21 protein-coding genes and 1 pseudogene are annotated in these 24,390 nt (G+C 36.6%); 11 read left to right on the forward strand and 11 right to left on the reverse strand.

The genetic code is table 11. The features are described 5' to 3' along the window. Positions 1-50 precede the first annotated feature (50 nt). From RM539_RS15250 to RM539_RS15270, 5 genes are all read left to right on the forward strand, one after another. On the forward strand, positions 51-629 hold the full coding sequence (locus tag RM539_RS15250) for a Crp/Fnr family transcriptional regulator (protein WP_311504279.1): 579 nt from the start codon (positions 51-53) through the stop codon (positions 627-629). Positions 630-699: 70 nt separating this feature from the next. Further along, complete coding sequence (locus RM539_RS15255; RefSeq protein WP_311504280.1) at positions 700-1,068, forward strand: DUF4260 domain-containing protein; 369 nt, start codon at positions 700-702, stop codon at positions 1,066-1,068. 271 nt (positions 1,069-1,339) lie between these two features. After that, complete coding sequence (locus RM539_RS15260; protein ID WP_311504281.1) at positions 1,340-2,191, forward strand: SDR family NAD(P)-dependent oxidoreductase; 852 nt, start codon at positions 1,340-1,342, stop codon at positions 2,189-2,191. 7 nt (positions 2,192-2,198) lie between these two features. Next, positions 2,199-2,537, forward strand: coding sequence for a hypothetical protein (locus RM539_RS15265; protein WP_311504282.1), 339 nt, complete (start codon positions 2,199-2,201; stop codon positions 2,535-2,537). A 99-nt stretch (positions 2,538-2,636) separates the two neighbouring features. Further along, positions 2,637-3,113: a helix-turn-helix domain-containing protein gene (locus tag RM539_RS15270; RefSeq protein ID WP_311504283.1), complete on the forward strand. Its 477-nt coding sequence runs from the start codon at positions 2,637-2,639 to the stop codon at positions 3,111-3,113. Between the two features lie 25 nt (positions 3,114-3,138). Here the strand turns inward: RM539_RS15270 and RM539_RS15275 are convergent, their stop codons facing one another. Further along, entirely contained in the window at positions 3,139-3,510 is a 372-nt protein-coding gene (locus RM539_RS15275) for a winged helix-turn-helix transcriptional regulator (protein WP_311504284.1), read from the reverse strand. 110 nt (positions 3,511-3,620) lie between these two features. Here RM539_RS15275 and RM539_RS15280 point away from each other — a divergent pair, with 110 nt between their 5' ends. The 3 genes from RM539_RS15280 to RM539_RS15290 all read left to right on the forward strand — a co-directional run bounded on the left by RM539_RS15280 (position 3,621) and on the right by RM539_RS15290 (position 6,699). Beyond that, positions 3,621-4,670, forward strand: coding sequence for a zinc-dependent alcohol dehydrogenase family protein (locus RM539_RS15280; protein ID WP_311504285.1), 1,050 nt, complete (start codon positions 3,621-3,623; stop codon positions 4,668-4,670). A gap of 118 nt (positions 4,671-4,788) precedes the next feature. After that, entirely contained in the window at positions 4,789-5,694 is a 906-nt protein-coding gene (locus RM539_RS15285) for an NmrA family NAD(P)-binding protein (protein ID WP_311504286.1), read from the forward strand. Positions 5,695-5,781: 87 nt separating this feature from the next. Beyond that, positions 5,782-6,699, forward strand: a complete 918-nt coding sequence (locus tag RM539_RS15290) for a helix-turn-helix domain-containing protein (RefSeq protein ID WP_311504287.1) — start codon at positions 5,782-5,784, stop codon at positions 6,697-6,699. A gap of 164 nt (positions 6,700-6,863) precedes the next feature. Here RM539_RS15290 and RM539_RS15295 read toward each other — a convergent pair whose 3' ends face one another. After that, the gene (locus RM539_RS15295; protein WP_311504288.1) at positions 6,864-7,286 is read right to left on the reverse strand and encodes a winged helix-turn-helix transcriptional regulator; all 423 of its coding nucleotides are present in this window, start codon (positions 7,284-7,286) and stop codon (positions 6,864-6,866) included. Between the two features lie 121 nt (positions 7,287-7,407). Here RM539_RS15295 and RM539_RS15300 point away from each other — a divergent pair, with 121 nt between their 5' ends. The 3 genes from RM539_RS15300 to RM539_RS15310 all read left to right on the forward strand — a co-directional run bounded on the left by RM539_RS15300 (position 7,408) and on the right by RM539_RS15310 (position 9,361). After that, the gene (locus RM539_RS15300; RefSeq protein WP_311504289.1) at positions 7,408-7,863 is read left to right on the forward strand and encodes a VOC family protein; all 456 of its coding nucleotides are present in this window, start codon (positions 7,408-7,410) and stop codon (positions 7,861-7,863) included. Positions 7,864-7,900: 37 nt separating this feature from the next. Next, positions 7,901-8,761 carry an SDR family oxidoreductase gene (locus tag RM539_RS15305; protein WP_311504290.1) on the forward strand — a complete coding sequence of 287 codons (861 nt, stop codon included), beginning with the start codon at positions 7,901-7,903 and terminating at the stop codon, positions 8,759-8,761. Between the two features lie 120 nt (positions 8,762-8,881). Further along, positions 8,882-9,361: a hypothetical protein gene (locus RM539_RS15310; RefSeq protein WP_311504291.1), complete on the forward strand. Its 480-nt coding sequence runs from the start codon at positions 8,882-8,884 to the stop codon at positions 9,359-9,361. Positions 9,362-9,512: 151 nt separating this feature from the next. Here RM539_RS15310 and RM539_RS20140 read toward each other — a convergent pair. The 9 genes and pseudogenes from RM539_RS20140 to RM539_RS15350 all read right to left on the reverse strand — a co-directional run. After that, positions 9,513-9,697, reverse strand: a pseudogene (locus RM539_RS20140) (transposase); the annotation flags it as partial. A 209-nt stretch (positions 9,698-9,906) separates the two neighbouring features. After that, positions 9,907-11,370, reverse strand: coding sequence for an aminotransferase class V-fold PLP-dependent enzyme (locus RM539_RS15315; protein WP_311504292.1), 1,464 nt, complete (start codon positions 11,368-11,370; stop codon positions 9,907-9,909). A gap of 130 nt (positions 11,371-11,500) precedes the next feature. After that, positions 11,501-14,215 (reverse strand): M16 family metallopeptidase, encoded by a 2,715-nt coding sequence (locus RM539_RS15320; RefSeq protein ID WP_311504293.1) that lies wholly within the window; start codon positions 14,213-14,215, stop codon positions 11,501-11,503. Between the two features lie 100 nt (positions 14,216-14,315). After that, positions 14,316-17,138, reverse strand: a complete 2,823-nt coding sequence (locus RM539_RS15325; RefSeq protein WP_311504294.1) for a M16 family metallopeptidase — start codon at positions 17,136-17,138, stop codon at positions 14,316-14,318. Positions 17,139-17,156: 18 nt separating this feature from the next. After that, on the reverse strand, positions 17,157-19,187 hold the full coding sequence (locus RM539_RS15330) for a protein-disulfide reductase DsbD family protein (RefSeq protein ID WP_432264634.1): 2,031 nt from the start codon (positions 19,185-19,187) through the stop codon (positions 17,157-17,159). A gap of 163 nt (positions 19,188-19,350) precedes the next feature. Further along, positions 19,351-20,490: a redoxin domain-containing protein gene (locus RM539_RS15335; RefSeq protein ID WP_311504295.1), complete on the reverse strand. Its 1,140-nt coding sequence runs from the start codon at positions 20,488-20,490 to the stop codon at positions 19,351-19,353. Between the two features lie 154 nt (positions 20,491-20,644). Then, the gene (locus RM539_RS15340) at positions 20,645-21,691 is read right to left on the reverse strand and encodes a thioredoxin family protein (RefSeq protein ID WP_311504296.1); all 1,047 of its coding nucleotides are present in this window, start codon (positions 21,689-21,691) and stop codon (positions 20,645-20,647) included. Between the two features lie 59 nt (positions 21,692-21,750). Beyond that, a complete protein-coding gene (locus tag RM539_RS15345) occupies positions 21,751-22,896 on the reverse strand; it encodes a redoxin domain-containing protein (protein WP_311504297.1) in 1,146 nt (381 codons plus the stop codon). Between the two features lie 54 nt (positions 22,897-22,950). Further along, positions 22,951-24,384: a RagB/SusD family nutrient uptake outer membrane protein gene (locus RM539_RS15350; protein WP_311504298.1), complete on the reverse strand. Its 1,434-nt coding sequence runs from the start codon at positions 24,382-24,384 to the stop codon at positions 22,951-22,953. Positions 24,385-24,390: the final 6 nt, after the last annotated feature.

The following is a 24,390-nucleotide window of genomic DNA, read 5'->3' on the forward strand; positions in this document are numbered from 1 at the left end:
TTTTAGAAGGAATAAAAAATTGACCTTAGTTTGAATACAGAAAATTAGTTGTGAAAAATTTAGAAATTTTAATAAAGGAACATTTTGGGGAACTATCAAATGAAGAGGTGTCTATTATTCGTTCCTATTTTTGCGAAGAAAAGCTTCAAAAAAATGATTTTTTTACCCAGCCTGATAAAATCTGTGATAAATTAAGTTTTGTAAAATCAGGTATTCTAAGAGTGTATGCTTTATCAGATGGAAAAGAAATCACCCAATGGATTTCTACCGAAAACTTCCTACTTACAGAAGTAATGGGATTCTTTTTTGACCAGCCAAATCGTTGGACAATACAAGCCCTTACCGCAACAGAATTATTGACCATTACCAAAACTAATTATCTCAAACTCTGCAAAACGTTTCCAAAATGGAACGTGATTGAAAAACGATTGATCCTAAAGTGTTTTGGAATGCTGGAAGATCGGGTTTTTTCTCATTTGTCAATGACGGCAGAAGAAAGATATGATTTGTATTTTGAACAAAACAAAGAGTTGTTCAACCAGGTGCCTTTGCAATATATCGCTTCCGTTCTTGGTATGACAGCCGAAACACTCAGTAGAATAAGAAAACGGCAACATCAAAATTCTTGATTTTTATCAAGGGATGCTGATTTTAAGTATAAGACCTTTGATCATTGAACAATAACAAATAAATATAGCAATGATGAAAGCAATGGGTAACCTTATAAAACTTGAAGAATTAGAACAATTTTTACTTTCAATCCTTTTATTTAACCAACTGGATTATGCCTGGTGGGTTCTTCCTGTCTCCATACTGTTACCTGATGTGTCGATGATTGGGTATTTGGTTAACACCAAAATAGGAGCCTGGATTTATAATTTATTTCATCACAAATTGTTGGCTGTTGGCATTTTGCTTTTGGGATTTTGGTTGAATAATCCCCCACTAACTCTAGCGGGCGTGATTTTATTTGGTCATTCTGCGATGGACAGGATTTTTGGCTACGGACTAAAATTTGAAGACAATTTTAAAAACACGCACTTGGGATGGATTGGAAAAAAAGATTGAGCGAAGCCGGAAATACCTTGCTACCAACAACCTCTCCTTTCTTTAAATGAAGTCGCTTTTGAAGGGGGCTTTGAGTTCTTTTAGTAAGTAATTCAAAGCGAAACCCGGTTTAATAACTATTCTAATTTTGCTAAAATTCATCTATGAATTAAATTCTTCTATTATCTTTTCGGCAAAATTTCTCAATCCGGTTACTGATGTCTTCAAATCAGTTACTTTTTCAACCTAATATCTTCTCAATTTTGTGCCATAATTGATAAAAATTATAATTATGGAAAATCAAAAGAAAAATGCTAAACCAAAAGTATGGTTTATTACAGGAGTATCTAAAGGAATGGGGCTTGAAATCACAAAAACAGTTTTAAAAAACGGCGGAAAAGTGATCGCCACTTCCAGAAATACGGAAATGCTTTTAGAAAAAATTGGAGATTACAAGGATAATTTACTTCCTGTAAAGTTGGATATTACTAAAGAAACAGCTGTTGAAAACGCTATTGCTAGCGGCATAGAAAAATTTGGCCGAATAGATGTTGTGATCAATAATGCAGGGTATAACCTATTAGGCAATATCGAAGAACTAAGTGATAATGAGTTCAGAGAAACAATGAATGTAAATGTGTTTGCAATGGCCACTATTATTAGAAACGTCTTACCACATTTACGCGGGCAAAAATCTGGTCATATCATTAATACTTCATCTATGATGGGTTATATGGGTTATGCGGGCAATGGAAGCTATAATGCTTCAAAATTTGCTGTTATCGGGTTATCTGAAGCTCTTGCTCAAGAAGTCGCTCCATTTGGAATAAAAGTAACAATTCTTGCACCAGGAACATTTCGAACAAATTTTATGAATGAGGATAGTCTGAATGTAGCGAAAAATAAAATAGATGCCTATAATTTAGATAAACAGGTTGAACAGTTTATTGGGTTTGATGGTAAACAATTAGGTGATCCTGAAAAATTAGCAGAAGTATTACTCAAAATCACTGAAATGTCCAATCCGCCATTACATCTCCCCTTAGGTTCCGATACCTACAACGCTATTTTTGAGGTACGTAAAAACGAAGAAAAAGAGATGGAAAAATGGAAATCTTTATCTTTATCTACTGATTTCAAATAATTATATCGTGAAAAAAGCTGCCCCTTATAGAATTGATTCCATTACGAAACTTCATAGATTATTTGGTCTCTCAGGACCCGATCATCCTTTAATAAGTATAATCGATTTTGAACTGCTGAAGTTTGAAAATACAGAAATTTGGAAAAGCTTTTATTATGATTTTTATTGTGTTGCCTGTAAAAAAGGATCTTCTGGAAAATTTAAATACGGGCAACGCAATTATGATTTTGATGAGGGTTTAATGAGTTTTACTAAACCAGGACAAATTTTTTCTGTAACCGATGTTACCGATGATCCCGTATCAGGATATATGTTGGTTTTTAAACCGGATCTAATTCGAAAGTAGGTATTAGCAAAAATTATAGGGGATTATGGATTCTTTTCTTATTCCACGGCGGAAGCCCTGCACCTTTCTGAAAAGGAGGACAAAATAATTATCTTCCTTATGCATCAAATGCAGGACGAATTAAAAAATAATATTGATCATTATAGTCAGGATTTAATTGTTTCCCATATAGAACTTCTTCTGCAGTATGCAAATCGTTTTTATAATAGGCAGTTTATTACCCGAAAAGCTACTAATAACGATGTATTGCTGAAATTTGAAACAGTTTTAAATGAATATTTTGAAATGCAAAAACCAATTGAAGACGGAATTCCTTCGGTTCAATATCTTGCCGATTGTTTACATATGTCTCCCGGATATTTAAGCGATTTATTACGTTCTCTCACAGGGCAAAGTGCCCAGCAGCATATTCACAATAAATTAATTGAAAATGCGAAAGTGTTATTGAGCGCTTCCTCTCTTTCTGTGGCTGAAATTGCTTACGAATTGGGCTTTGAGTATTCTCAATCCTTTAATAGGCTTTTTAAACGAAAGACAGATTTAACGCCGTTGGAGTTTAGAACAAGCTTTAATTGATGGCTAAGTTCCTAAAATAAACTTATTAAGAATTAATTATTTTTTCCCGGTGTTGATTGCCCCAATCCCGTAACTCATTAATTACTTTTTCCAGTGAACGTCCGTGTGCAGTAATAGAATACATTACCCTAGGAGGGAAAGTGTCAAAAACTGTTCTAGTGATTAATTGGTTGCCTTCCAATTCTTTCAACTCTTTTGATAAGCTTTTATCAGTTAAACCTGGAATTTCATCTCGAATTTGTGTAAACCTTTTATCTCCAAAGGTTAAAGAAATAATTATTGGTAATTTCCAGCGTCCATATAGCACGTCAAGGGCATCTCTAACTGGTAAGATCCATTCTGCACATTCATCGGGATGACCATTTTTTACATTTGGATTTTCTTTTTCCTTAATCATAGTTTCAGTGTTAACGTGTGCTTTCTGTTTGGAAAGTGCTTTCCAAATGGAAAGTACTGTAAATTGGAAAGTAAATATAATTAATTTTACTCAAAATAAAATTTTTATATATGGAAACGACTAAAACCGATACAATGAGACGTTGGGTACTAAAGGCGGGTGAAACAACGCTGGACGGCCTCGAAATCGAGGATGTAGCTATCCCGGAACCGGGACCAGGCCAGGTACGGATTAAAATGAAAGCTGCTTCAATCAATTACCGGGATCAAATTGTACTTCAGGGAATGTACGGCGGTGCGGTTTCTTCCGATATCATTCCCCTTTCAGATGGAGCAGGTATTATCTATAAGCTTGGTGAAAATGTTACCAAATGGCACGAGGGTGATAAGGTGACTAGTATTTACACTCCGGAAGAATGGGCAGATGGACCTCCGATTCCCGGTCTGGATTTTGGACTTGGATCAGAAGGGCATCACGGGGTTTTAGCGGAATATATCATACTAAATGCTGAAAGAATCGCCTTAGCTCCGGAAAAATGGACTTTAATCGAAGCGGCCACCATTCCCTGTGCAGCACTCACTGCTTGGACGGCGGTAAATGGAGACCGCCCTTATGCCAGACCTTTAACAGAAAAGGATAAAGTGCTAGGTTTAGGAACCGGTGGGGTTTCGCTTTTTTCCTTGCTATTTGCCAAAGCGGCCGGTGCTGAAGTAATAGGAACGTCCAGCCAGCAAGAAAAATTGGATAAATTAAGCGAGCTTGGAATAACCAATTCGGTAAATTATAGTGAAGAAGAAAAGTGGGGTGAAGTTATATTTGATTCTTACGGAGGTGCCTCTAAAGTAATTAACACCGTAGGGGGATCTGCTATCGATCAGACTATTGCTGCCGTAGGATTTGGAGGTGAAATTGCCTTTATGGGACTTTTTGATTATGCAGATAAGGCGCCTAATTTTGTGAATTTAATGATGAAAGGAGCTTCCATTCGAGGCACGGCCGTAGGAAGTACAGCTGCTCACTTAGATTTGGTAGACTTTATCAATACGCACGATTTTAAACCTCCAATTCATAAAGTATTTCCCTTTAACGAAGCGGTAGAAGCTTACAAAGCTGCCACCTCAAAAGATTTATTCGGAAAGATTGTAATAGAAATCGATTAGTTCATATTGAGACACCTTTTTTGCAATACAAAGCACTTTTTTTGCACCTCATTCACATCTCGTCTTTGCTACTTTTGAAAAGTAAATGATTCATTAATAACGGCAAAAAAGAATGAAAATGAAAGATTCAATTTTAATTATTGGTACAGGTGAACTGGGTATTGCAATGATCAGTAATCTAAACAAATACGTCACGGCAAACAATATAGAGTTAGAAAAAATAGGAGTATTGGATTTGCCTGAGGTATTTGAACAAGATGATAAAGTATTGAAGGTTTTAAAACAGGTGAATGCTGATCCAGTACCCTTGAACTTAAAAGAAAACAGTATAGCTGAATTAGCTAACGTAATTAAAGAATACGATACAGTTATAAGTTGTAGTGGTTTTTCTATAGGAGCTGGAATGCAGATAAAAATAACCAAAGCTGTATTAAAAGCTAATATAAAGAAATATATTCCTTGGCAGTTCGGGGTAGATTATGATAAAATAGGCAGAGGAAGTGCGCAACCATTATTTGATGAACAATTGGATGTCAGAGACCTATTAAGGCAACAAAATTCTACAAATTGGATAATACTTTCTGTGGGAATGATCACAAGTTTTTTATTTAGAGAAGATTTTGGTGTGATCAGGCTTTCAGAAAAAAAGGTAAATGCCTTAGGTGATTGGCAAAATTCCCTCACGTTAACTTCTTGTGATGATATTGGAAAATTAACTATCACCGTTTTGTTTCATAAACCTGAAATTATTGATGAAGTAGTATTTGTTTCTGGAGAGACACTGACATTTAAGGAGATAGCCGATAGGGTTGAAGAGTTTTTTAATTTTAAAATAGATCGGGTACTTTGGGATGAAAACTTCCTAAAAAGTGAACTCGCTGAAGAACCCGACGATAATCTTAAGAAGTATAGGTTAGTATTTACAGATCCGGGAGTCTCTTGGCCTATGTCCAAAACCTTCAATTTTCAGAATGATATTTCAACCCTAAATTTAAATCAATGGATGAAGGAAAATTTTCAATAAAAGGATTTCGATTCTTATCTTAGTAAGTAATTTAAATGTATAAAGGTGTTTTAGGCACCTTTATACATTCTAAAATGGGAATGAATTATGAAGAGACCGTTAACCATAGATCGTTTTTATAAATACTTCTTGAATTCTATTTCACCTGAAAAAAAGACCTCTCCAGGTTTTTTTGATATTTTAGATTGGGAAGACCTTAAGCAAAATGAGGCAGAATGTCGTAATTACCAACGTAAATATTTTTTTAAAATAGCGCTGTTAGAGGGTAAGGGTGTATATTCTTTTCAGAATAAAAAAGTAGAGGTCGGAGGTAAATCAATTGTATTTGTAAATCCCAGAACCAGAGCAAGTTTCGAAACTTTAGATGAGAATTTTAAGGGAGAGTACTGTGTTTTTTCTGAAAATTTCTTAAACAACTCCAGCAGAATCAATTTGTGGTCACTACCGGTATTTACACCGGGGGAAATCTATATTTATTCTCTAGAAAAAGACACATATGAAGAATTGTTTCATATAATGCAGCAGTTGAAATTAGAGTTTAAATCTTCATATGCTTTTAAAGAACAATTAATCACAAACAGATTGTTTGATCTTATTCATTATACACAAAAACTAAGTGTTGATACCCCAGACACAGGGGCTAATAATCCAAATCATAGTTTGACCGAACGTTTTTTAACTATGCTGGATAACCAATTTCTTTCGGTAAGAAAAGATCATCCTTTACAACTGCGTTCCCCTAATGATTTTGCAAAAAATTTGGGGACAACCGTTGCATCTCTCAATAGGAATTTAAAAACCTACTTAGGAAAAACTACATCTACCATTATTAGGGATAAGATAATTCAGGAAGCAAATATTATCTTACTTCATTCAAACTGGGGAATAAAACAAATCGCTTGGGTCTTAAATTTTAAAGAAGATTCTCATTTTATAAATTATTATAAAAAATATACTGGAAGTACTCCTCAGGAATTTAGGACCTCTAATAAAAGCCTGCAATAGTGAGTGTTTTTAAATCATAGAAATCACTTCTCCATTACTCTTCTATTACAATGAATACGACTACTAATTTTTCTTTTTATAAATAGCCTTGATTAATTAATAGAGATGAAGGCTTAAGAAACTTCAGAAGAGAAAAAGCGCTACAAAAATTAAAGTAGATTGTATTAGTGCTCTATCAACTCATTTTTTAGCTTGTTAGATATTTCGTCAAGCATTTTAATCTTATCTTTTCTAATTGATTCAAAAAATGTATTATCCTCATCAACATCTTTATCGTATTTGGAAGACCATACGATAAATTCTAATAAAATAGGTAAAAGGTCAATACCCTTTTGAGTCAGTCGATACACAAATTTTGATTTGTGGTTGTTATCCTTCGTTTTAGTGATAATACCTGATTGCTCCAGTAAGCTTAACCTATCTGCTAAAATATTTGTCGAGATCTTTTCTTCAGCATTTAAGAACTCTCCATAATAATGTTTTCCATTAAACATTATATCACGCACAATTAAAAATGTCCATTTATCCCCAAATACTTCTAAAGCAGAATTTATTGGACAATTAGATTTCTTCTTAGTCTTTTTCATAGCACAAAAATACTAAAAAAATAAACTACTTGTAAATCAAAAGTAGTTACGTATATTTACACTTGCAAAAAGCAAGTAGTTTTAATTTAAAAATTACTAGACAGGATCAAAAACCAATTTTATGGAAGAAAAAAGTAATTCAGGCTTAAGAACCTTGACTATTTATAATGTTGCATTCGTGGTATCGGATGTAGATAAAGCTGTAGCCTGGTATGCCGATGCTCTCGGCTTTAAATTGCTAGCTCAAGAGACCATTCCTGATACAAAAGGAACTTTAAATATGGCTTTTCTGGAAGGTGCGGGAATAAAACTGGAAATCCTACAAAATTCAGAAAACCAGTATGTTGAATCCATTGAAAAGGATGCAAGAACAGAGGCTGCACCAAGTGTGATAGGAAGTAAAGCGATTGTCTTTAAAGTAGAAGATTTAAAGTTGGCCACTCAGGAGTTAACTCAGAAAGGGGTAGACTTTTTATGGAAAGAGCGCTATCTGGCAGAAGACCGATTATTCTCTACAATAATTTTAGACCCTGACGGTAACCGGATCAATATTTTTCAATCAAACACAGTGGCATAATTAACGAAAACAAAAAGTATAATTTTTAACTAATTTAATGATGAGTAAAACAGTTTTTATAACAGGAACAAGCACAGGATTTGGCAAATTAACCACCATTACACTGGCAAAAGAAGGGTATAAGGTTATAGCGGGAATGAGGGGCATCACAGGTAAAAACAAAGAGGTAGCCCGGGAACTTTCCCAATTACCGAATGTAGATGTCGTTGAAATAGATGTTATTGAAGATTCTTCAGTACAGGAAGCTTTTGAAAAAACACTACAAAAACATCAAAAAATTGATGTATTGGTAAACAATGCAGCGGTTAATGGATTTGGTCTTTTGGAGGCTTATAGTATCGATCAGGTTAAAAATATGTTCGAGGTCAATTTTTATGGCATATTACGAACCTATCAGGCAGTACTTCCTAGTATGCGCAAAAATCGTAGTGGATTAATCATTAATATTACTTCAGGAGCAAGTGCACATACTTTGCCATTTATGATTCCGTATCTTGCATCAAAATTTGGGGTTGAAAGTATTACGGAAGGATTACAAGAAGAATTAAAGCAATTTGGAATTGACAATGTCTCTATACAACCTGGCGTTTATCCAACAGAGATGGGGAGGAATGAAAAACCTGGCTTTCACGGCGATAAACAGAAAATTGCCGAAGCTTACGAACCTGTAGGGTCTGAACAGTTCAATGCCTTGGGATCTGCATTTCAACGTAAAATGGAACAATATAATCCAGATCCACAACTCATTGCCGATGGAATAAAAGAACTTATTGAAATGGAAGATGGGGAGAGGCCTCTTCGTTTTCCTTTAGATATTATTGCTGAAGGTACTGACAAAGAATTTATTGAGGCTCGGGCTGAAATGAAATCAAGATTTTTGGAAAAATATATGGGCTGATTTTTAAATATCTACAACCATTAGCCTTCGAGTAGGGCTAATGGTTGTATTTTACATTAATAATAAAATAAGAATTGAAAGGAAGATATTTAGGTAAAATTTAAATATAAAGATGAATTTATGAATTCAAAACAATATTTTCTTGTATTAGTTGTATTTGTTGTTTTTCTTTCTTGCAAGAACAAAACAACAACTTCAGAAGAAAAAGAACCTACAATTAATGAAACGGTAGTTGAAGAAAGCAAAGGAGCAATAAACCAATCTTCAAACCTGAATAAAGATCAAATTATTAAAAATCTTCAGGGAAAATGGAAAGAGCCTGAATATCCCTTCCGAAGTGTTGAGATTAGAGAACAGGAAGCTAAATTTACAGAAGAAGGTGTGGTGGAGGAGCCTAAATTTAGAGCATTTGAAATTTCGAGCAAATGTCCCTTTGAAGTGAATAATATAAAGAACACTACCTATTCTGATATTATTTTTATTATAATTGAAAAAGAACGTTGTGAAAAACTAAAAATCACAGATAGTACTTTGATTTTTAGTGGTTACAGTACAAATACGGAAGCGAATTATGAAATAGTCTACAAAAAGGTGGATTGAGGTATTTCAATCTAAAAGGGTCTGTAAATTAAACTCTGTCTGAATTGGCGTCCAATGATATCCTCCTCAAATTTAATATAAAGTTATTGGATCGTAAGGCTCCAATAATGCAAAGGGGCTGTCTATTTTTTCTCAATGTTTTTTTGACCAGGTAGACCGGCTTAAGGAGTGACATATCATTAGTAAAAGCTCCTTTAGTTTTGCTGACTTTCCTGATCTGGCGGTGGAAGGCTTCTATTGCATTAGTGGTGTAGATGATTTCCTAATAGGTTCAGTGTACTGAAAATAATGGGATAGCTGCTCCCAGTTGCACTGCCAGCTTTCTACGACCACAGGTTATTTACTGCCCCATATCTCCCTTTAAATTAATTTAGAAGCTCATATTGTAAGGGTTTTTCAATTACGTTCTTAAGCGTAAAAAACCCATCTGCACCAAGAGGGCTTTTGCCAGAGTTAAACTGGCCAAGCACTTTCTTCTACAATTCCTGTTCTTCATTTCCGATCATACAGCGTCCAGCTTTCACCTTCTTTAGGATTTGAACTTACTATCCCTCCTCCAGAATAAAAAACTGTTTCACATCGATCTCTTCTTTTCCCAGCAGTGAATGGAAGCCATCTGTAGTCCTTTTATAATCCTTACTCCAGTCTTTGCCATTTTCATCAATTTGGCGGATTGCTTCACAAATGTAGGCTACTTCATTATTAGTCATCGTAGGGTGAAAAGAAACACGTATCCACCCTGGTTTATTGAGGGTACAACCGAATTCACTGTCCATCTTGATTCGTTTAGAATCATCCTCATTTATATGCATCAGGTAATGTCCATAGGTGCCGGCACAGGAACAACCTCCACGTGATTGTATGCCAAACCTATCGCTAAGTATTTGTACCACTAACTCGTAATGCAGATCTTCCAGATAAAAGGAAAAAATGGAAAGTCGTTCTTTTTGTTCTTCCGCCAGAATATTACATGAATCTATATCTCCTAGCATGGAAAAAACTAGTTTATTGATTTCTTCTTCACGTTTCTGAATTCGTTTTACGGTCATAGTTTCCTTTAGTTGGATAGCCAAAGCGGCTTTTATGGTTTGTAGGAAACCAGGAGTTCCTCCATCTTCCCGCTGTTCTATATCCTGCTTGTAAATGTGGTTTCCCCATGGATCAGTAAATACAACTGTTCCCCCACCGGGTTCATCAGGAATTTTATTTTTGTACAATTCTTTGTTAAAAATTAAGATACCACAACTACCAGGACCACCAAGAAACTTGTGGGGAGAGAAAAAGATAGCATCCATTTTCTCATCAGGGTTTTCGGGATGCATATTTATTTCAACATAAGGAGCGCTACAGGCCAGATCCACAAAAAATTTTCCTTCGTACTGATGTGTAAGTGCAGCAATGTTATGATAAGGTGTCTGGATTCCGGTAACATTAGAGCATGCCGTAACCGAAACATACAGTTCCCGGCCCTTATATAGAGACAGTAATTTTTCCAGAGCAACTAAATCTATCAATCCTTCAGAATCCGGAGGAATAACTTCTACCTTACAAATGGTTTCTAACCATGAAGTATGATTGGAATGATGCTCCATGTGAGAGATCAGCACCACTGGTCTCTCTTCTTCTTTTATGGCTATCTTATCCCGAAAACGCTCAGGGATTCGCAATCCTAAAATACGTTGAAGGCGAGCCAAGGCGCCTGTCATTCCGGTGCCACATGGAATTAGTACATCTTCTTTTCCGGCATGTACATGTGCTTTAATTACCTTTCGAGCCCTTTCGTAAGCTCGTGTCATAATTGCACCTGTAAAAGAAGTCTCCGAGTGAACATTACTTAGCCACGTACCTATTTCTTCAGAAATGTTTTGCTCAATGGGACGGTATAGTCTTCCGCTTGCTGTCCAGTCGGCGTAGCAAAGTTTTTGATCTCCATAAGATGTCTTATAGTACTGCCCGTTCCCTATTACCTGAGATCTATATACTTCAAAATATTCCTCTAAATTTTCCATTAGGATATTTTTAATTTATCAATATAAGTTAATGAGGCCCGACCTGATGGTAAGGGCCTATTAACTTCGCATACATTTAAGATGTTTTGTCGGCTAATTCAAACTTCAAAAAATGCTATGCTTAAGTTTCTTATGTTTTCGGAGTTAAAATTCCCTCTACTATCCGGGGTTGAGCATTATTTATTTGTTCTGCAAACTCCTTAATGTCTTTAATTGAGATTTCTTCGAGGTTTTTCAGGAAAGATTCCTGAGTAGTAACCTCCTGATCATTTTTAAGATTTTCAGCAATGTTTTTTAGCCAATATGCATTATCCTCCTGGTTTTCAACAATTGACTTTTCCATATTGTTTTTTACTTCCTTAAAATCAGCAGAATCAATCTCATCAGTTAGATTTTTGATATTTTCATAAACGATCTCTAAAAGCCTCTGGGTCTTATCGGGGTTACAATTAAAATTCACAACCAGGTTGAATTGCGGCTCTGGATATTTTTGCAGGCTACCACCTACGCGTACACCATAGCTTCCGCCCTCATCCTCACGTACACGGTCCATATATTTCTTGTTAAGAAGTTGGGACACCATATACATCATCAAGCTGTTTTTCCTACTATAGGAAACATCACCATTCATGTAAACCTGTATCGTACTTTGGGGAGTCTGCATTTCCCGGCTCATATGCACTTTGGTAACTCCTATATTGGGACGCAGATTATGATTTTTAGGGGCTTCTTTCTTACTAGTACCAGGTATACTTCCTAGATATTTTTTTGCCAAATCAAGAAATTGATCTTCCTCAAAATCTCCCACAAAAACAAAAGTAAAATCACTAGCGTTAGAGATACGATCCTTATATACCTCCCTGGCATCTTCCAGGTCGAAGTTTTCTATAAACTTTTCATTGAAAATCGTAGTGCGTTTACTGTAACCAGATTTAGCCAAGCTTAAAGAATCCTGAAAAGCACTTTGTACATTGTTCTGTCTCGCGACCAAGCTTTTTTCCATGCTCTCCTTAATAATTCTAACAGCTGATGAATCGAATCGTGGAGCTGTAAACTGCATATAAATTTCCTGCATCAAGGTTTCCAAATCGTCTTGAGAACTGCGCCCGCCTAGAGCCTCACTATAAGTCCCTATATTTACTGAAAGTGAAGTTTCTTTACCTGCCAAAAATTTATTGAGCTCTATTCTATCTAGTTCTCCCAATCCAGACTGGGCTACTAACTGGGTGGCCATAGCGGCATCAGGCAATACCGGCTCGTCTAAAAGAGAACTTCCCCCCATACTAAAGGCTTGCATAAAGATTTTTTCTGTATCAAAATCTGTAGGGTAAAGCACTAGCGTAAGACCATTATCCATTATATATTTTTTTGCATCAATTCTGTCGATTTTCGCCTCTGAAACTAAGGTAGTACCGGGAAGATTTCCTGTAACAAGTTGCTTATCCATCGCTGACTCTTCAAACGGTTCCGGGTCTTTTTTGGCAACTTTTTGTTGCACGCTTACTACTTGCTCTTTTTTAGGATAACTATATTTATCGGATCCGGTAATACCGATAACCTTACCTTTTTCAGTTTGGAATTTAGTAAGTTGCTCGAGAATTAAGTTATTATCGATCTGATTAACGAATTCTTTTCGGAAATCCAGGCTCCAACTATAATCGGGTACAGGCTCCTTCTTGAAAAATGCATTGTAAATCTGGTGAGCATAAGAATCGTTCCTGCGCTTTTCAATATTTTTTTTAGCACTTTCAAGATTTGTTGTATAAGCGGCCTGTGCCCGCTTGATCTCTTCGGACGTAGCTCCGTATTTTGAAAAACGCTTAAATTCGGTAAGGCTAAATTCCAGTGCACTAAGCAAACTGTCCTTCTTAGGCTGAATACCTACGCTCATTACCTGGAGTGGCCGTACAAATTCCTGCACTCCAAACCCTATACCCAGGGCAGGGCTGCTTTCCTTACGGGTTAATTCAGTCATCCGATTATTAAAAATATAGCCTAAAAACCTATTTAATAAATCGTTTTTCATCCCTTCTTCAGCGGTTAAATGGGGCGTATTGCTTTTAAGCATGTATTGAATAGAAGGTTCTCCCAATTCTTCATCCTGGGATGTAAGATAGATAAGCTCTTCATTAATGGGCATATCAAACAAAGGCCGTTCTGGCAGATTATCCTTTAGAGGAATAGAACTAAAAACCTTCCGAACCTTTTGCTCCATTTGTTCCGGATCTATATCCCCAACCACAATAACCGCCTGCTGATCTGGCCTGTACCATTTTCTGTAATAATTCCGCAATGCATCATACTCAAAATTGTTCACCACATCCATTTTACCTATTGGCATTCTTTTACCATACTTGGAATCTACCAGTAAACCTTCCAGCCAAATTTTTGAGTTTGCCCGAAAATTTGCTGTATTACGCGTTCTCCATTCTTCATTAATTACACCACGTTCTTTATCAATTTCAGCATCGGTAAGGGACAAATAACCTGACCAGTCGTGCAATACGAGCAAGACAGAATCGATAAGTTTTTTATTTTCGACAGGAACCTGATTGATATTATAAACCGTTTCATCAAAATTGGTAAAAGCATTAATCTCTGAACCGAATTTGATCCCGTTCTTTTCAAGGTATTCCAGCATTCCTTTATCTTTGAAGTTCTGGGTGCCGTTAAAAGCCATGTGTTCCAGAAAATGGGCCAGTCCCTGTTGTTCGTCATTTTCCAGAATAGAACCTACATTTTGAGCAAAATAAAAGGAAGCCCTGTTTTTAGGCTCTTCATTATGCATGATATAATAATGTAAACCATTCTCAAGGACACCGTTAGTAATAGTTGCCGGTTTCATTTTTACATTTTCTTGTGCAAAAACGAGTTGAAAGCATAGCGCTAACAACAGAAATAAGCATGTTTTGAATTTCATTGAATTTATATTTTTTCTTATTAAGTTATATTTTTTCTTTTTCAGGCATAAGGATACCTTCTACAATCCTGGGATCTTTATTAATCTTTTTCGCCACTTGTTTAATATCTTCAGGCGTAATAGCTTCCAATCTTTGCAGATCCTCTTCATTATCAGATATTGAAGAATTAGTTTCTATGCTGGCAATTACTTTTTCAAAATAATTCCTGGTATTTGTCTTTTCGTCGTTGATCTCCTTTTTGAGATTTGCCTTTATTTCAATAAATTCTGCAGGGTCAATATTATTGGAAAGGGCATCCAGCTCTTCATAAACTATTTCTACAAGCTTATCGGCCTTATCAGGATTACAATTAAAATTGATGGTTAATGTAAAATGATCTTCGGGTATATACTTAAGATCTCCCTTTACCCTTACACCGTATGTACCTCCTTCTTCTTCACGGATCCTTTCCATATAACGCTTCGTCAATAATTGCTCAATGATATTAATAGCCAGTTTATTGGTTTCGTTATATTTTAATTCTTCAGTAATATATATACTCACTGTAGTTTGGGGTGTTTGCATTTCTCGCACCATATGCACTTTTTCAATTCCCTTTTTCGGTCTGAGGTTATGATCTATAATATTTTCAATTGAATCATTCCCAGGAATACTACCTATATATTTTTTGATAAGCGGAATAAATTTTTCCCTGTCCAAATTTCCCATAAAAACAAACTTGAAATCGGCGGCATTTTTTATTCGATCCCGGTAAACGGTTTCCATATCTTCCATAGAAAGCTCATTAAGAAGCTCTTCATTTAAATGCACCTCCCGTGGGCTGTAATTAGCTATGGCCATTTGTAGTGAATCGGACAGCGTGCTTTGAGTTCTGGCCTGCAACATGGAGTTCATATTTTCCAGCGGCTGTTTGGTAACATCAAAAATCACATCATCGAACCTAGGGTGGGTAAATGTTAAATGAACACCTTTTAATAAATTTTCGATATTGTTTTTATCTACATATCGTTCCAGGACTTCTTCATATTCATTAATTTTTACCCCGGGAGCCATCACTTCTCGTGATTTTCGTAATTCCTTTCTATTGAGGTTGGCAAGGCCGGAAGCCTCTGCAAAAACAGGGGCATAAACCGAGCTGGCAAGTAATTCTTCTTTAAGTTGAGATCTTCCACCAGGACTTTTTGCTTTAAAGAAAACAATATCTTCATTCGCATTAATCCTCTCGTAAAGCCAAACCCGTGCCCCATTAGAAAGAATAAATTTTGTAGCTTCACCTCCTTCCAAATGTTCTTCGCTGATAATATTTCCTCCCTGTAGTTCAAGATCAAATAGTTTTTTCTCTTTGACTTCAACCTCTTTATAAGGCTCAGGTTGAGAATTTTTCGCGGTGGTAACAGTATTCATTACTTCTTTTTTTGAAGGGTATTGAATTTCATCAGAGCCAAGGATCGCAACAACATTGCCGTTAAGGGAGTAATACTTTCTAAAGAATTTTAATAAATCCTCATTTTTCAAATTTTTAACATAATCCAACTGGTATTGATTGGATTCTTTATAATCCATATATGGATGATCGTTGAAAAATGCCTCGGAAATTTCTATGGCATGGTAAATATTGCTACTTCCACCTTTTTTGATGGCACTTTTAAACCTCTGCTCCTTGGAATACTTAAATCCATCAAATTCTTTCGAGGTCGCCCCATATAAATAAAATCTTTTTAACTCGGTAGCCGCTAGTTTTAATGCTGGCAGCAAACTGTCTTTTTTAGGCTGAAGCGTAATTTTAAGAATTCCTATATTTTTTGGCAATTTAAAATCATTTGATGAAAATCGGGCTGTATACACCGGGCTCGTGGGTGATTCAGCAATGCTTGAAAGACGGTGGTCTAAAATGGAATTGAGCATGCTTAGCTTCACTTCGTTTTTCATTATCTCTGCCGAACTTTGAGAGTTATCCACCTCATACCTTAAATAATATTCTACAGAAGGAGCACCCCCCAATTCATTATTTGCGATATTCATGTAGGTGAAGTCATCTCTTACTTTAACATCATATTTCTTACGTTTTGGCCTGTCTTTTTTAAGCGGAATTTTTGAAAAAAGCTCTTTCACTTTTTCTTCCATTTTTTTTTCATCAATATCACCTACGATAATTACGGCCTGAAGATCCGGCCTGTACCATTTCTTGTAATAATTGCGCAGTTCCTCATATTCAAAATTATTGATTACCTCCATCGTACCTATTGCTCCTCTCTTTGCATATCGAGAACCCTTCAATAAACCCTGATTCATAACACTATCTGAAGCCTTTCTTTGCGCAGTATACCTAGTTCGCCATTCTTCCCTTACTACTCCTCGCTCATTATCAATTTCTTCTTCGGAAAGCGTTAGGCTTCCAGACCAGTCATGAAGAATTAATAATAGGGAATCGAGCAATTGTTCATTTTGTACCGGGATATTATGAATTTTATAAATAGTCTCGTCATAATGCGTGGAGGCATTTATTTCACTTCCAAATTTCATCCCGTTTTTCTCCAAATATTCCAGCATTTCCTTGTTCTTGAAATGCTCGGTTCCGTTAAACGCCATATGTTCCAGGAAATGGGCAAGCCCCCGCTGATTCTCTTCTTCTAGAATAGAACCTACATTTTGAGCAAAATACATCGCCGCTCTTCCTCTCGGATTTTCATTATGCATGATATAATAATGCATTCCATTTTCCAGCACCCCGGTAGTGATATTAGCGGGTTTTAATTCCGTTTTATCCTGGGACTGAACTTTTGTGATGTGGAAACAAAACACCAGTGCCAGCATCTGCGCCAAAAGATATTTGATATGAATTTTCATAATTATTTTTAATATTCTTTACTTTTCATGATAGTTTTTGATGCCTTCATTTAGCCAGTTCAGATAAGAATCAATATCAGGATCATAAGCTGTGGGAGCGTTCAGATTTTTCCCTTTATTGTCTAAAAGCACATAATAAGGTTGGGCATTTGCCTTATAATTTTTTATCTGGAAGTCACTCCATTTATTTCCTACCGTTTCAATTTTCTTCCCGGTGGTTTTCGAGACATATTGCTCTTCTTCAGGAAGAGCTTTTTTATCATCCACATACAGGGAGATCAATACCAAATCATTTTTTAGCACCTGCAACACTTTGGGATCACTCCATACCCGCTCTTCCATCTTACGGCAATTCACACAGGCATAGCCTGTAAAGTCAAGCAACACCGGTTTGTCTTCTTTAGTGGCGTAAACCATACCCGTTTCATAATCATGAAAGGACGGGATATCGTGCGGCCCCAACTCTGCACCCTCAGGCAAATCCGGACTTCCCGATGTAAGTCCTCCCCTGCTGTTACCTACCCCATAAGGAGATTCGCTGTACTGGCCCGGTGGGGGGAAACCACTTACCCATTGTAAAGGGGCACCCCACAATCCGGGAATCAGATAAAGGGTAAAGGCCAATACGAAAATACCTAAAGACAACCTTCCAACAGAAATATGAGGTAGCGGGCTATCATGAGGTAAATTAATCTTACCGAAAAGATATAAAGTGAGTGTTCCGAAAATTGCGATCCAAATAGCCAGAAAGGTTTCCCTTTCCAGCAAATGTAATTGTAGTACAAGATCTGCATTGCTTAAAAATTTAAATGCCAGGGCAAGCTCCAAAAAACCTAAAACAGCCTTTACCGTATTTAACCAACCACCTGAACGTGGAAGGGAATTCAACCATCCCGGAAATGCGGCGAAAAGTGTAAATGGAATTGCTATGGCCGAGGAAAATCCCAGCATCCCTACCAAAGGAGCAAAACCACCTTCTGAAGCCGCCTGTACCAAAAGGGTTCCCACAATGGGTCCGGTACAAGAAAAGGAAACTACTGCCAAAGCTAATGCCATAAAAAAGATCCCAATTACCCCACCACGATCGGCTTTGGAATCGATGCGAGTAGACCAGGAACTGGGCAGAACAAGCTCAAAAGCACCTAGAAAGGAAAAGGCAAAAATCAGCAGTAAAAGGAAAAATATGAGGTTAAACCAGACATTGGTGGAAAGTGCATTGAGGGCATCTGCTCCAAAAATCAAGGTTACAAGGCTTCCGAGAATAACATAAATAATGATAATACATACTCCATAAAAAACAGCATTACGTATCCCGGCACTTTTGGTCTTGCTTTGCTTAGTAAAGAAACTAACAGTCATCGGAATCATGGGGAACACACAGGGAGTTAGTAAAGCGGCAAAGCCTGAGAGAAAGGCTATGAAAAATATTCCCCAGAAACTTCGTTCATTGGACGAATTAATATCCTGGACAGTTTTATCTTCAATCTCCGTATTCTCATTCTCTTTCAGATCATTACCCTTATCAGCAGCATTTTTTTCCCCGGTTAATTGTGCTTTTCCTGTTGATGCTAATTTAAATGTAAGTATTTTGGTTTCGGGAGGGAGACATTGGGTGTCATCGCAAACCATAAAGGTCACCTCTCCCTCTATTACAGCTACACCGGGCTCCTCCAGTGATATTTTCTGCCGGAATTCTGCTCTATCCTCATAAAACGAGGTTTCCATCTCAAAAATATCATCATACACAGTATGAGGATTGGATTGCGCGGTCTCTCCCTGCAAATTAAACTTACCATTCGGTGAGAATTTAAAAGAAGTAGGTACAGGCCCTCCTTCATCTATATTTTGTGCATAAAGATGCCATCCTGGTTCAATTGTAGCTTTAATAATCAATTCATAATCATTGCCACTAATTTTTTCAACACTTGTTTCCCATGAAACAGGGTCATAAATTTGAGATAAAACCTCATTAGCCTGAAATAACAAGAGAATTGTAAGGCATAGTTTGTAAATATTAATCCTTATATGTTTTGTTTTCACTGATATCATTGTTTTGAATAGCTGAATAGCTTTTAATTTTTTTTGCTTGGCAAAGGATTATATGAAAGAAACCCGAAGATGGAATAACATCTCCAGAAGAACAGTTAGATAGCTGAATTAATCTGATTTATTTAATAGATAATTTCAAATCAGACAATCGAAAAAATAAAAATTAGACATTTCCGAGGATCTCTGAAAGGCGTTTCGTAAGCGCTTCTCCCCTAAGATTTTTAGCTATAATTATTCCATCAGGATCAATAAGGAGGTTTGCCGGCACCGATTTAATTCCATACTGTTGAGCAACTTCATTTTGCCAATATTTGAGGTCGCTTACATGTATCCAGGGGAGTCCGTCTTTTTCTACAGCTCCTTTCCACTGCTCTTTGCTGGCATCAAGCGAAACTCCCACAATTTCAAAATTTTCATCCTTATACCGGTTGTAAGCTTTTACCACGTTAGGGTTTTCTGCCCTGCAGGGTTTACACCAGGCAGCCCAAAAATCAATCAGCACATATTTGCCCTTCAGGGAACTCAATCTGAATTCCTCTCCTTCTAGAGTAGTTTGGGTAAAATCCATCGCTTCTTTCCCTATCATAGATTTTTTAGCGATTGCGATTTTGTCTGCAATTTGTTTTCCTGTAGGCGTATTGCGCAGATCTTCGGGGAATTTTTTAAACAAATCCTCTGCTTTCTCAGGATCAAAATTCTTAGGCATTTCATGACGTAAAAATCTTTGTAAAGCCACATAAGAATCCGGGTGTTCCACAATAAATTTATGCGCAACAGCTTTTATACTATCCACATAAACCTGAATGGTGTCATAAGTAGACCACTTATCTTCTTCACTTCTGCCTTTCATTCTCGCATACAAGGCAATAATTTCATCTGTTAAAGGCCTAGTCATTTTTTCTATTTCCGCAGACTGATCGTTTAACACAGAACCTTTTAGTTTTGCTTTTTTTATGGAATCATTAGCGGTAAGCTCTATTTCACTATTTTCAATAATCAAGTGATAGGAATCACTTTGCCACTGTTGTTCAGGAAAAGTTTCCCCGTGTCGTAAACTGATTACAGCTTCTGCCGGATGAATAAGCTTTCCGCCAAATCTAAATTCACCGTTTTCAACCTTGGCAGAATCGGTTACCGTAGAGTCATTTTGCTTATAGGAAAGAACCGCCATGGAAGAATCTTCTAATTGGCCGATCTCTCCATGTATTACGAAACCTTCTTCTTTTTCTTCAGCGGTTTCCTTGTTTTTACACGAGTTTAACGCCAGTAGCGAAAAGACCGTGATATAAAATATTCTTTTCATTGATAAATATATTTGGAAAGGACTTAGGGTGTAAAACTATTACTTAAAAGACCTTTTAAATTAAATATTCTTAGTTTAGGCCATTTCATCTTAATGAAATAGGATATTATTTTGGGGCTAGTCTAACCCAGGACAGATCAGTTTTAATAGGAGCTTAATTTATACTCCTGGTTATATAACCTTTAACATCCTCATCACTAACCATTGCGATTAAATTTTCTTTCTCCTTATCGCTTAAAATCTTTTTCAGGCCAGGAACAATTAAGTACAGCATTATGTCTTTTTCATTGTTGGTCAGTTTGGGAATGGTATTTTCTACTTCCTTCAGAAAATCTTCTTTTCCTTTTTTTGTGAGTTGTAATCGTGCTCCTGACTCGAATACGGGTAGCGCTTTTAAATTTGATATTCCAAGTGATACCACATGTTCTTCTATTTTTTCCAATTCTCTAACCGACGTATCCTGAGCGTATCCTTTTACGATCTTGGTGAAATAAGATTCGTATTTACTTCTTAAAATCGAATCTACTTTTTTAGTCCCTGCTACCTTTCTGAATTTATTCCGATTTGTTTCGAGGAAATTTGCCCTTTCAGAATCGAGAGGTGCAAACATTTCAAAAACAAATAAGGTTTCTTCGCTTATTTTTTCTTCTTTGCTAAGACCATTATAGAATACATCCACCAGCGAATCTGGTTTTATGGTATGCGTATTAATCAATGCCTGTAAATAAGCAGATTGCAACTCTATGTCCCTTTTACCAGAATCGTAACGTTTTTTAAGAACGCCATAAGCTTTTTCAGGATTAAAAGATTGATCGACCTTCTTAATAAACTTTTCTCCATCCAGAACGCCTCCTGCAAATAGGTGTACCAAATTGCCATTTTCATCCAATATCACAAATGTAGGGTAAGCCTTTATATTATATTTCTTAGCTAGGTCAACACCTTCTTTTTCGGCATTTACTTTTATGCTTACAAACTTTTCATTAAAATAATTGCCTACCTGTTCTTGAGGAAAAACATCCCTATCCATCAACTTACATGGCGCACACCAGTTGGTATAAAAGTCTATGAAGATGTACTTATTCTCTTCTTTGGCCTTATTAATAGCTTGATCTAAATCCACCTTAGAAAATTTGGTGCCCTGACTAAAGGATATAAGTTGAATAAAAAGAAAGTAAACAAGAAATGTGATTTTTTTCATAAATTATTTTTAATGTAGTATGCGAATATTATCGTTTTTAGATACAGGAATAGCATCAATTAGCTTTTTTTAAATATTTCTGAAAGCCTTGCCGCCACATCTTCTCCACGAAGATTTTTATCGATTATGATTCCTTCAGGATTAATTAAAAAGTTTTGAGGTATGGCAGTAATTCCATAAGCTTGTGCCGCTTCATTTTTAAACCCTTTCAAATCGCTCACATGAATCCATGGCAAACCGTCTTTTTCAACGGCTTTCTCCCACGGTTTTTTGCTTTCGTCCAGAGAAATACCCACGATCTCGAAATTTTTGTCTTTATACTCGTTATATGCCTTTACCACAAATGGATTTTCCATTCTGCAGGGCACACACCAGCTGGCCCAAAAATCTATAAGTACATATTTTCCTTTCAAAGAATTTAAACTGAATTCTTCTCCTTCCAAAGTAGTTTGTGTAAAGTCGATCGCTTTTTCCCCTACAGAGGTTTTTTTAGCAAGGGCAATCTTATCCCAAACTCTTTCGCCTAAGGGAGTGTTACGAACATCTGCGCTAAATTTATCGTATTCTGCTTCGGCAACTTTAGGATCAAAATTATACCCCAGTTCATAGTTTGCAAAAGTTTGCAGCGCTATGTAAGAATTCCGGTGATCTTCAATAAATTTACGGGCATAATCTTCTGCCTTTTTCCCGGTTGCTTTAATGGTATCAACCGTAGCCATATAAGCATCATCTTGAGGCTTACCCTGCAGGCCACGACTCAAGGTTTGAATCTTTTCCCGATACGGGTTCATCACTTTGCTGAATTCAATGGACTGGTTTGTAAGCTTAGAACCTTTTATCTCCGCCTTTTTAATAGAATCTGAAGCAGTGATCTCTATTTCGCTATTTTCAATATAAAATGAATAGGTATCCCTGTTCCAGGATTTCTCTGGAAATTCATTGCCATGGCGGATACTTATATTAGCATTATCCGGATGAGCAACTTCCCCTTCAAATTGAAATTTCCCATCCTTTACCATCGTAGAATCCAGATAAGTAGAATCATTTTGTTTATAAGAAAGCAAGGCCATTGAAGAAGGCTGAAGCGTATCCATCTTTCCTTGAATCACAAAACCTTCTACTGCTGCTGCTTCGGAAGACTTATCATCTTTACAGGCAATAATAATTAATAAACAGGAGGCTACTATAAAGAAAATTTTTTTCATTGCTTTTTTATTTAACAGAAGGCATTTTAAAATGCCTTCTGTTGTTATATTTTCTTAATCGTTGTTTATTAAATTAGGATTTTGATCCATAACTGTTTCTGGAAAACGAAGTACCAAACGTTCCTGAGTTAGCTGGTATTCCCCTTTTACCGAACCATCGGCATTATAAACTGTATGGGTATAATCAGAAACAGGAGTAGGAATATCAGGATCTACAGTCAACCTCCTTATATCAAACCAATGGAATCCCTGCGCCGCAAATTCTCGCAGACGTTCGTCAAATATAAATTGAAGGAGGGCTTCTCGATTTGATGCAATATCGGCAGGTACCGCTGCATTTTCGGGAGGCATTCTGTGAGAACGGAAGTCTTCAAGCACCTCTACAGCACCTGCTAGATCATTAAGACGGCATTTTACTTCAGCATCAAAAAGGTATATTTCGGGCACCCCCACACCAAAGAACGTATTTGAAGATACAGTTTTTCTATAAGCTCCTTCTACAGGATATTCCTTCCCGTCGCGTGCAGTAGATTCATAAAGAAGCTGAAAACGTAAATCAGTTTCTTGATATAATTCCATTACTTCGGGCTTCACGGCAATTGAACCTACTGAATATGGGGATGCCCATGAGTTATTAAACTGCTTCCCATATAGAATTTCAGGATAGGTATCTACTCTTAGGTTGTTACTTTGTTCCCCGGCATTATAATCGGTAAGCCTTACATCAATTCCCATATTGCCCATTTGATCTAATGCGTCGTTTAACATGGGGTGGGCCTCTTCGAATCTTCCCATAAAGGTATAGACGCGGCCTAAAAGGGCTTTCCCGGCAGCCTGGGTAAACCTAAACCTGCTTTCTACATTAGTCGGTAAATTTGGTATAGCCTCTGTAAGATCTTGTACAATAAATTGGTAATTTTCTTCCACTGTTGCCCTGCTAAAATCGGTACCTGTAAGATCTGCTTCTGTTATTATTGGAAAACCCAAATCTGTAGAAGAAGTCTCTTCGTTGTAAGGCATGCCATAATAATTTACCAGAAGAAAATAGACCCAGGCCCTTCCGGCTTTTGCTTCAGCCTGTAGAGAAAGTTTTTTCTGTTCAGTACCTTCAGTAGCTTCAAGAACCTCGTTTATAATCTTATTATAGATGTACAGGTTTTCCATCGTGTTTTCAAGTTCACCCGCATTTTCTTCGTCGTCATAAACCAGCCCTTCCCAACGATATAATCTTTGGGTACGCAAAGCTTCGTTACTAAAATAAGGCTCGAAGGCGAGGATTTCCGGACTTAAAGGAACCTGTGCATTAGCAGTTGATATATTTATAAGGCGAAGATTGTAGAACATTTGATCATAATCCACAACTTTTTCGGCTATGAGCTGTCCCTTTGGGATTACTTCAAGGAAATCATCCTGGCAGGAACCGAGCGTACAAACACTCAGAATTAAAAGAAGTATTTTATATAATACTTTATCGATATATAGTTTCATAAATTT

It is taken from the genome of Autumnicola musiva, from assembly GCF_031846585.1.
In the GTDB taxonomy this organism is placed as follows: Bacteria; Bacteroidota; Bacteroidia; order Flavobacteriales; family Flavobacteriaceae; genus Autumnicola; species Autumnicola musiva.

Coding starts and splice junctions, on each gene's coding strand:
- RM539_RS15255 (WP_311504280.1), top strand. CDS start 700: ATGATGAAAGCAATGGGTAACCTTATAAAACTTGAAGAATTAGAACAA.
- RM539_RS15260 (WP_311504281.1), top strand. CDS start 1,340: ATGGAAAATCAAAAGAAAAATGCTAAACCAAAAGTATGGTTTATTACA.
- RM539_RS15270 (WP_311504283.1), top strand. CDS start 2,637: ATGCATCAAATGCAGGACGAATTAAAAAATAATATTGATCATTATAGT.
- RM539_RS15275 (WP_311504284.1), bottom strand. CDS start 3,510: ATGATTAAGGAAAAAGAAAATCCAAATGTAAAAAATGGTCATCCCGAT.
- RM539_RS15280 (WP_311504285.1), top strand. CDS start 3,621: ATGGAAACGACTAAAACCGATACAATGAGACGTTGGGTACTAAAGGCG.
- RM539_RS15285 (WP_311504286.1), top strand. CDS start 4,789: ATGAAAGATTCAATTTTAATTATTGGTACAGGTGAACTGGGTATTGCA.
- RM539_RS15290 (WP_311504287.1), top strand. CDS start 5,782: ATGAAGAGACCGTTAACCATAGATCGTTTTTATAAATACTTCTTGAAT.
- RM539_RS15295 (WP_311504288.1), bottom strand. CDS start 7,286: ATGAAAAAGACTAAGAAGAAATCTAATTGTCCAATAAATTCTGCTTTA.
- RM539_RS15300 (WP_311504289.1), top strand. CDS start 7,408: ATGGAAGAAAAAAGTAATTCAGGCTTAAGAACCTTGACTATTTATAAT.
- RM539_RS15305 (WP_311504290.1), top strand. CDS start 7,901: ATGATGAGTAAAACAGTTTTTATAACAGGAACAAGCACAGGATTTGGC.
- RM539_RS15310 (WP_311504291.1), top strand. CDS start 8,882: ATGAATTCAAAACAATATTTTCTTGTATTAGTTGTATTTGTTGTTTTT.
- RM539_RS15315 (WP_311504292.1), bottom strand. CDS start 11,370: ATGGAAAATTTAGAGGAATATTTTGAAGTATATAGATCTCAGGTAATA.
- RM539_RS15320 (WP_311504293.1), bottom strand. CDS start 14,215: ATGAAACCGGCAACTATTACTAACGGTGTCCTTGAGAATGGTTTACAT.
- RM539_RS15325 (WP_311504294.1), bottom strand. CDS start 17,138: ATGAAAATTCATATCAAATATCTTTTGGCGCAGATGCTGGCACTGGTG.
- RM539_RS15330 (WP_432264634.1), bottom strand. CDS start 19,187: ATGATATCAGTGAAAACAAAACATATAAGGATTAATATTTACAAACTA.
- RM539_RS15335 (WP_311504295.1), bottom strand. CDS start 20,490: ATGAAAAGAATATTTTATATCACGGTCTTTTCGCTACTGGCGTTAAAC.
- RM539_RS15340 (WP_311504296.1), bottom strand. CDS start 21,691: ATGAAAAAAATCACATTTCTTGTTTACTTTCTTTTTATTCAACTTATA.
- RM539_RS15345 (WP_311504297.1), bottom strand. CDS start 22,896: ATGAAAAAAATTTTCTTTATAGTAGCCTCCTGTTTATTAATTATTATT.
- RM539_RS15350 (WP_311504298.1), bottom strand. CDS start 24,384: ATGAAACTATATATCGATAAAGTATTATATAAAATACTTCTTTTAATT.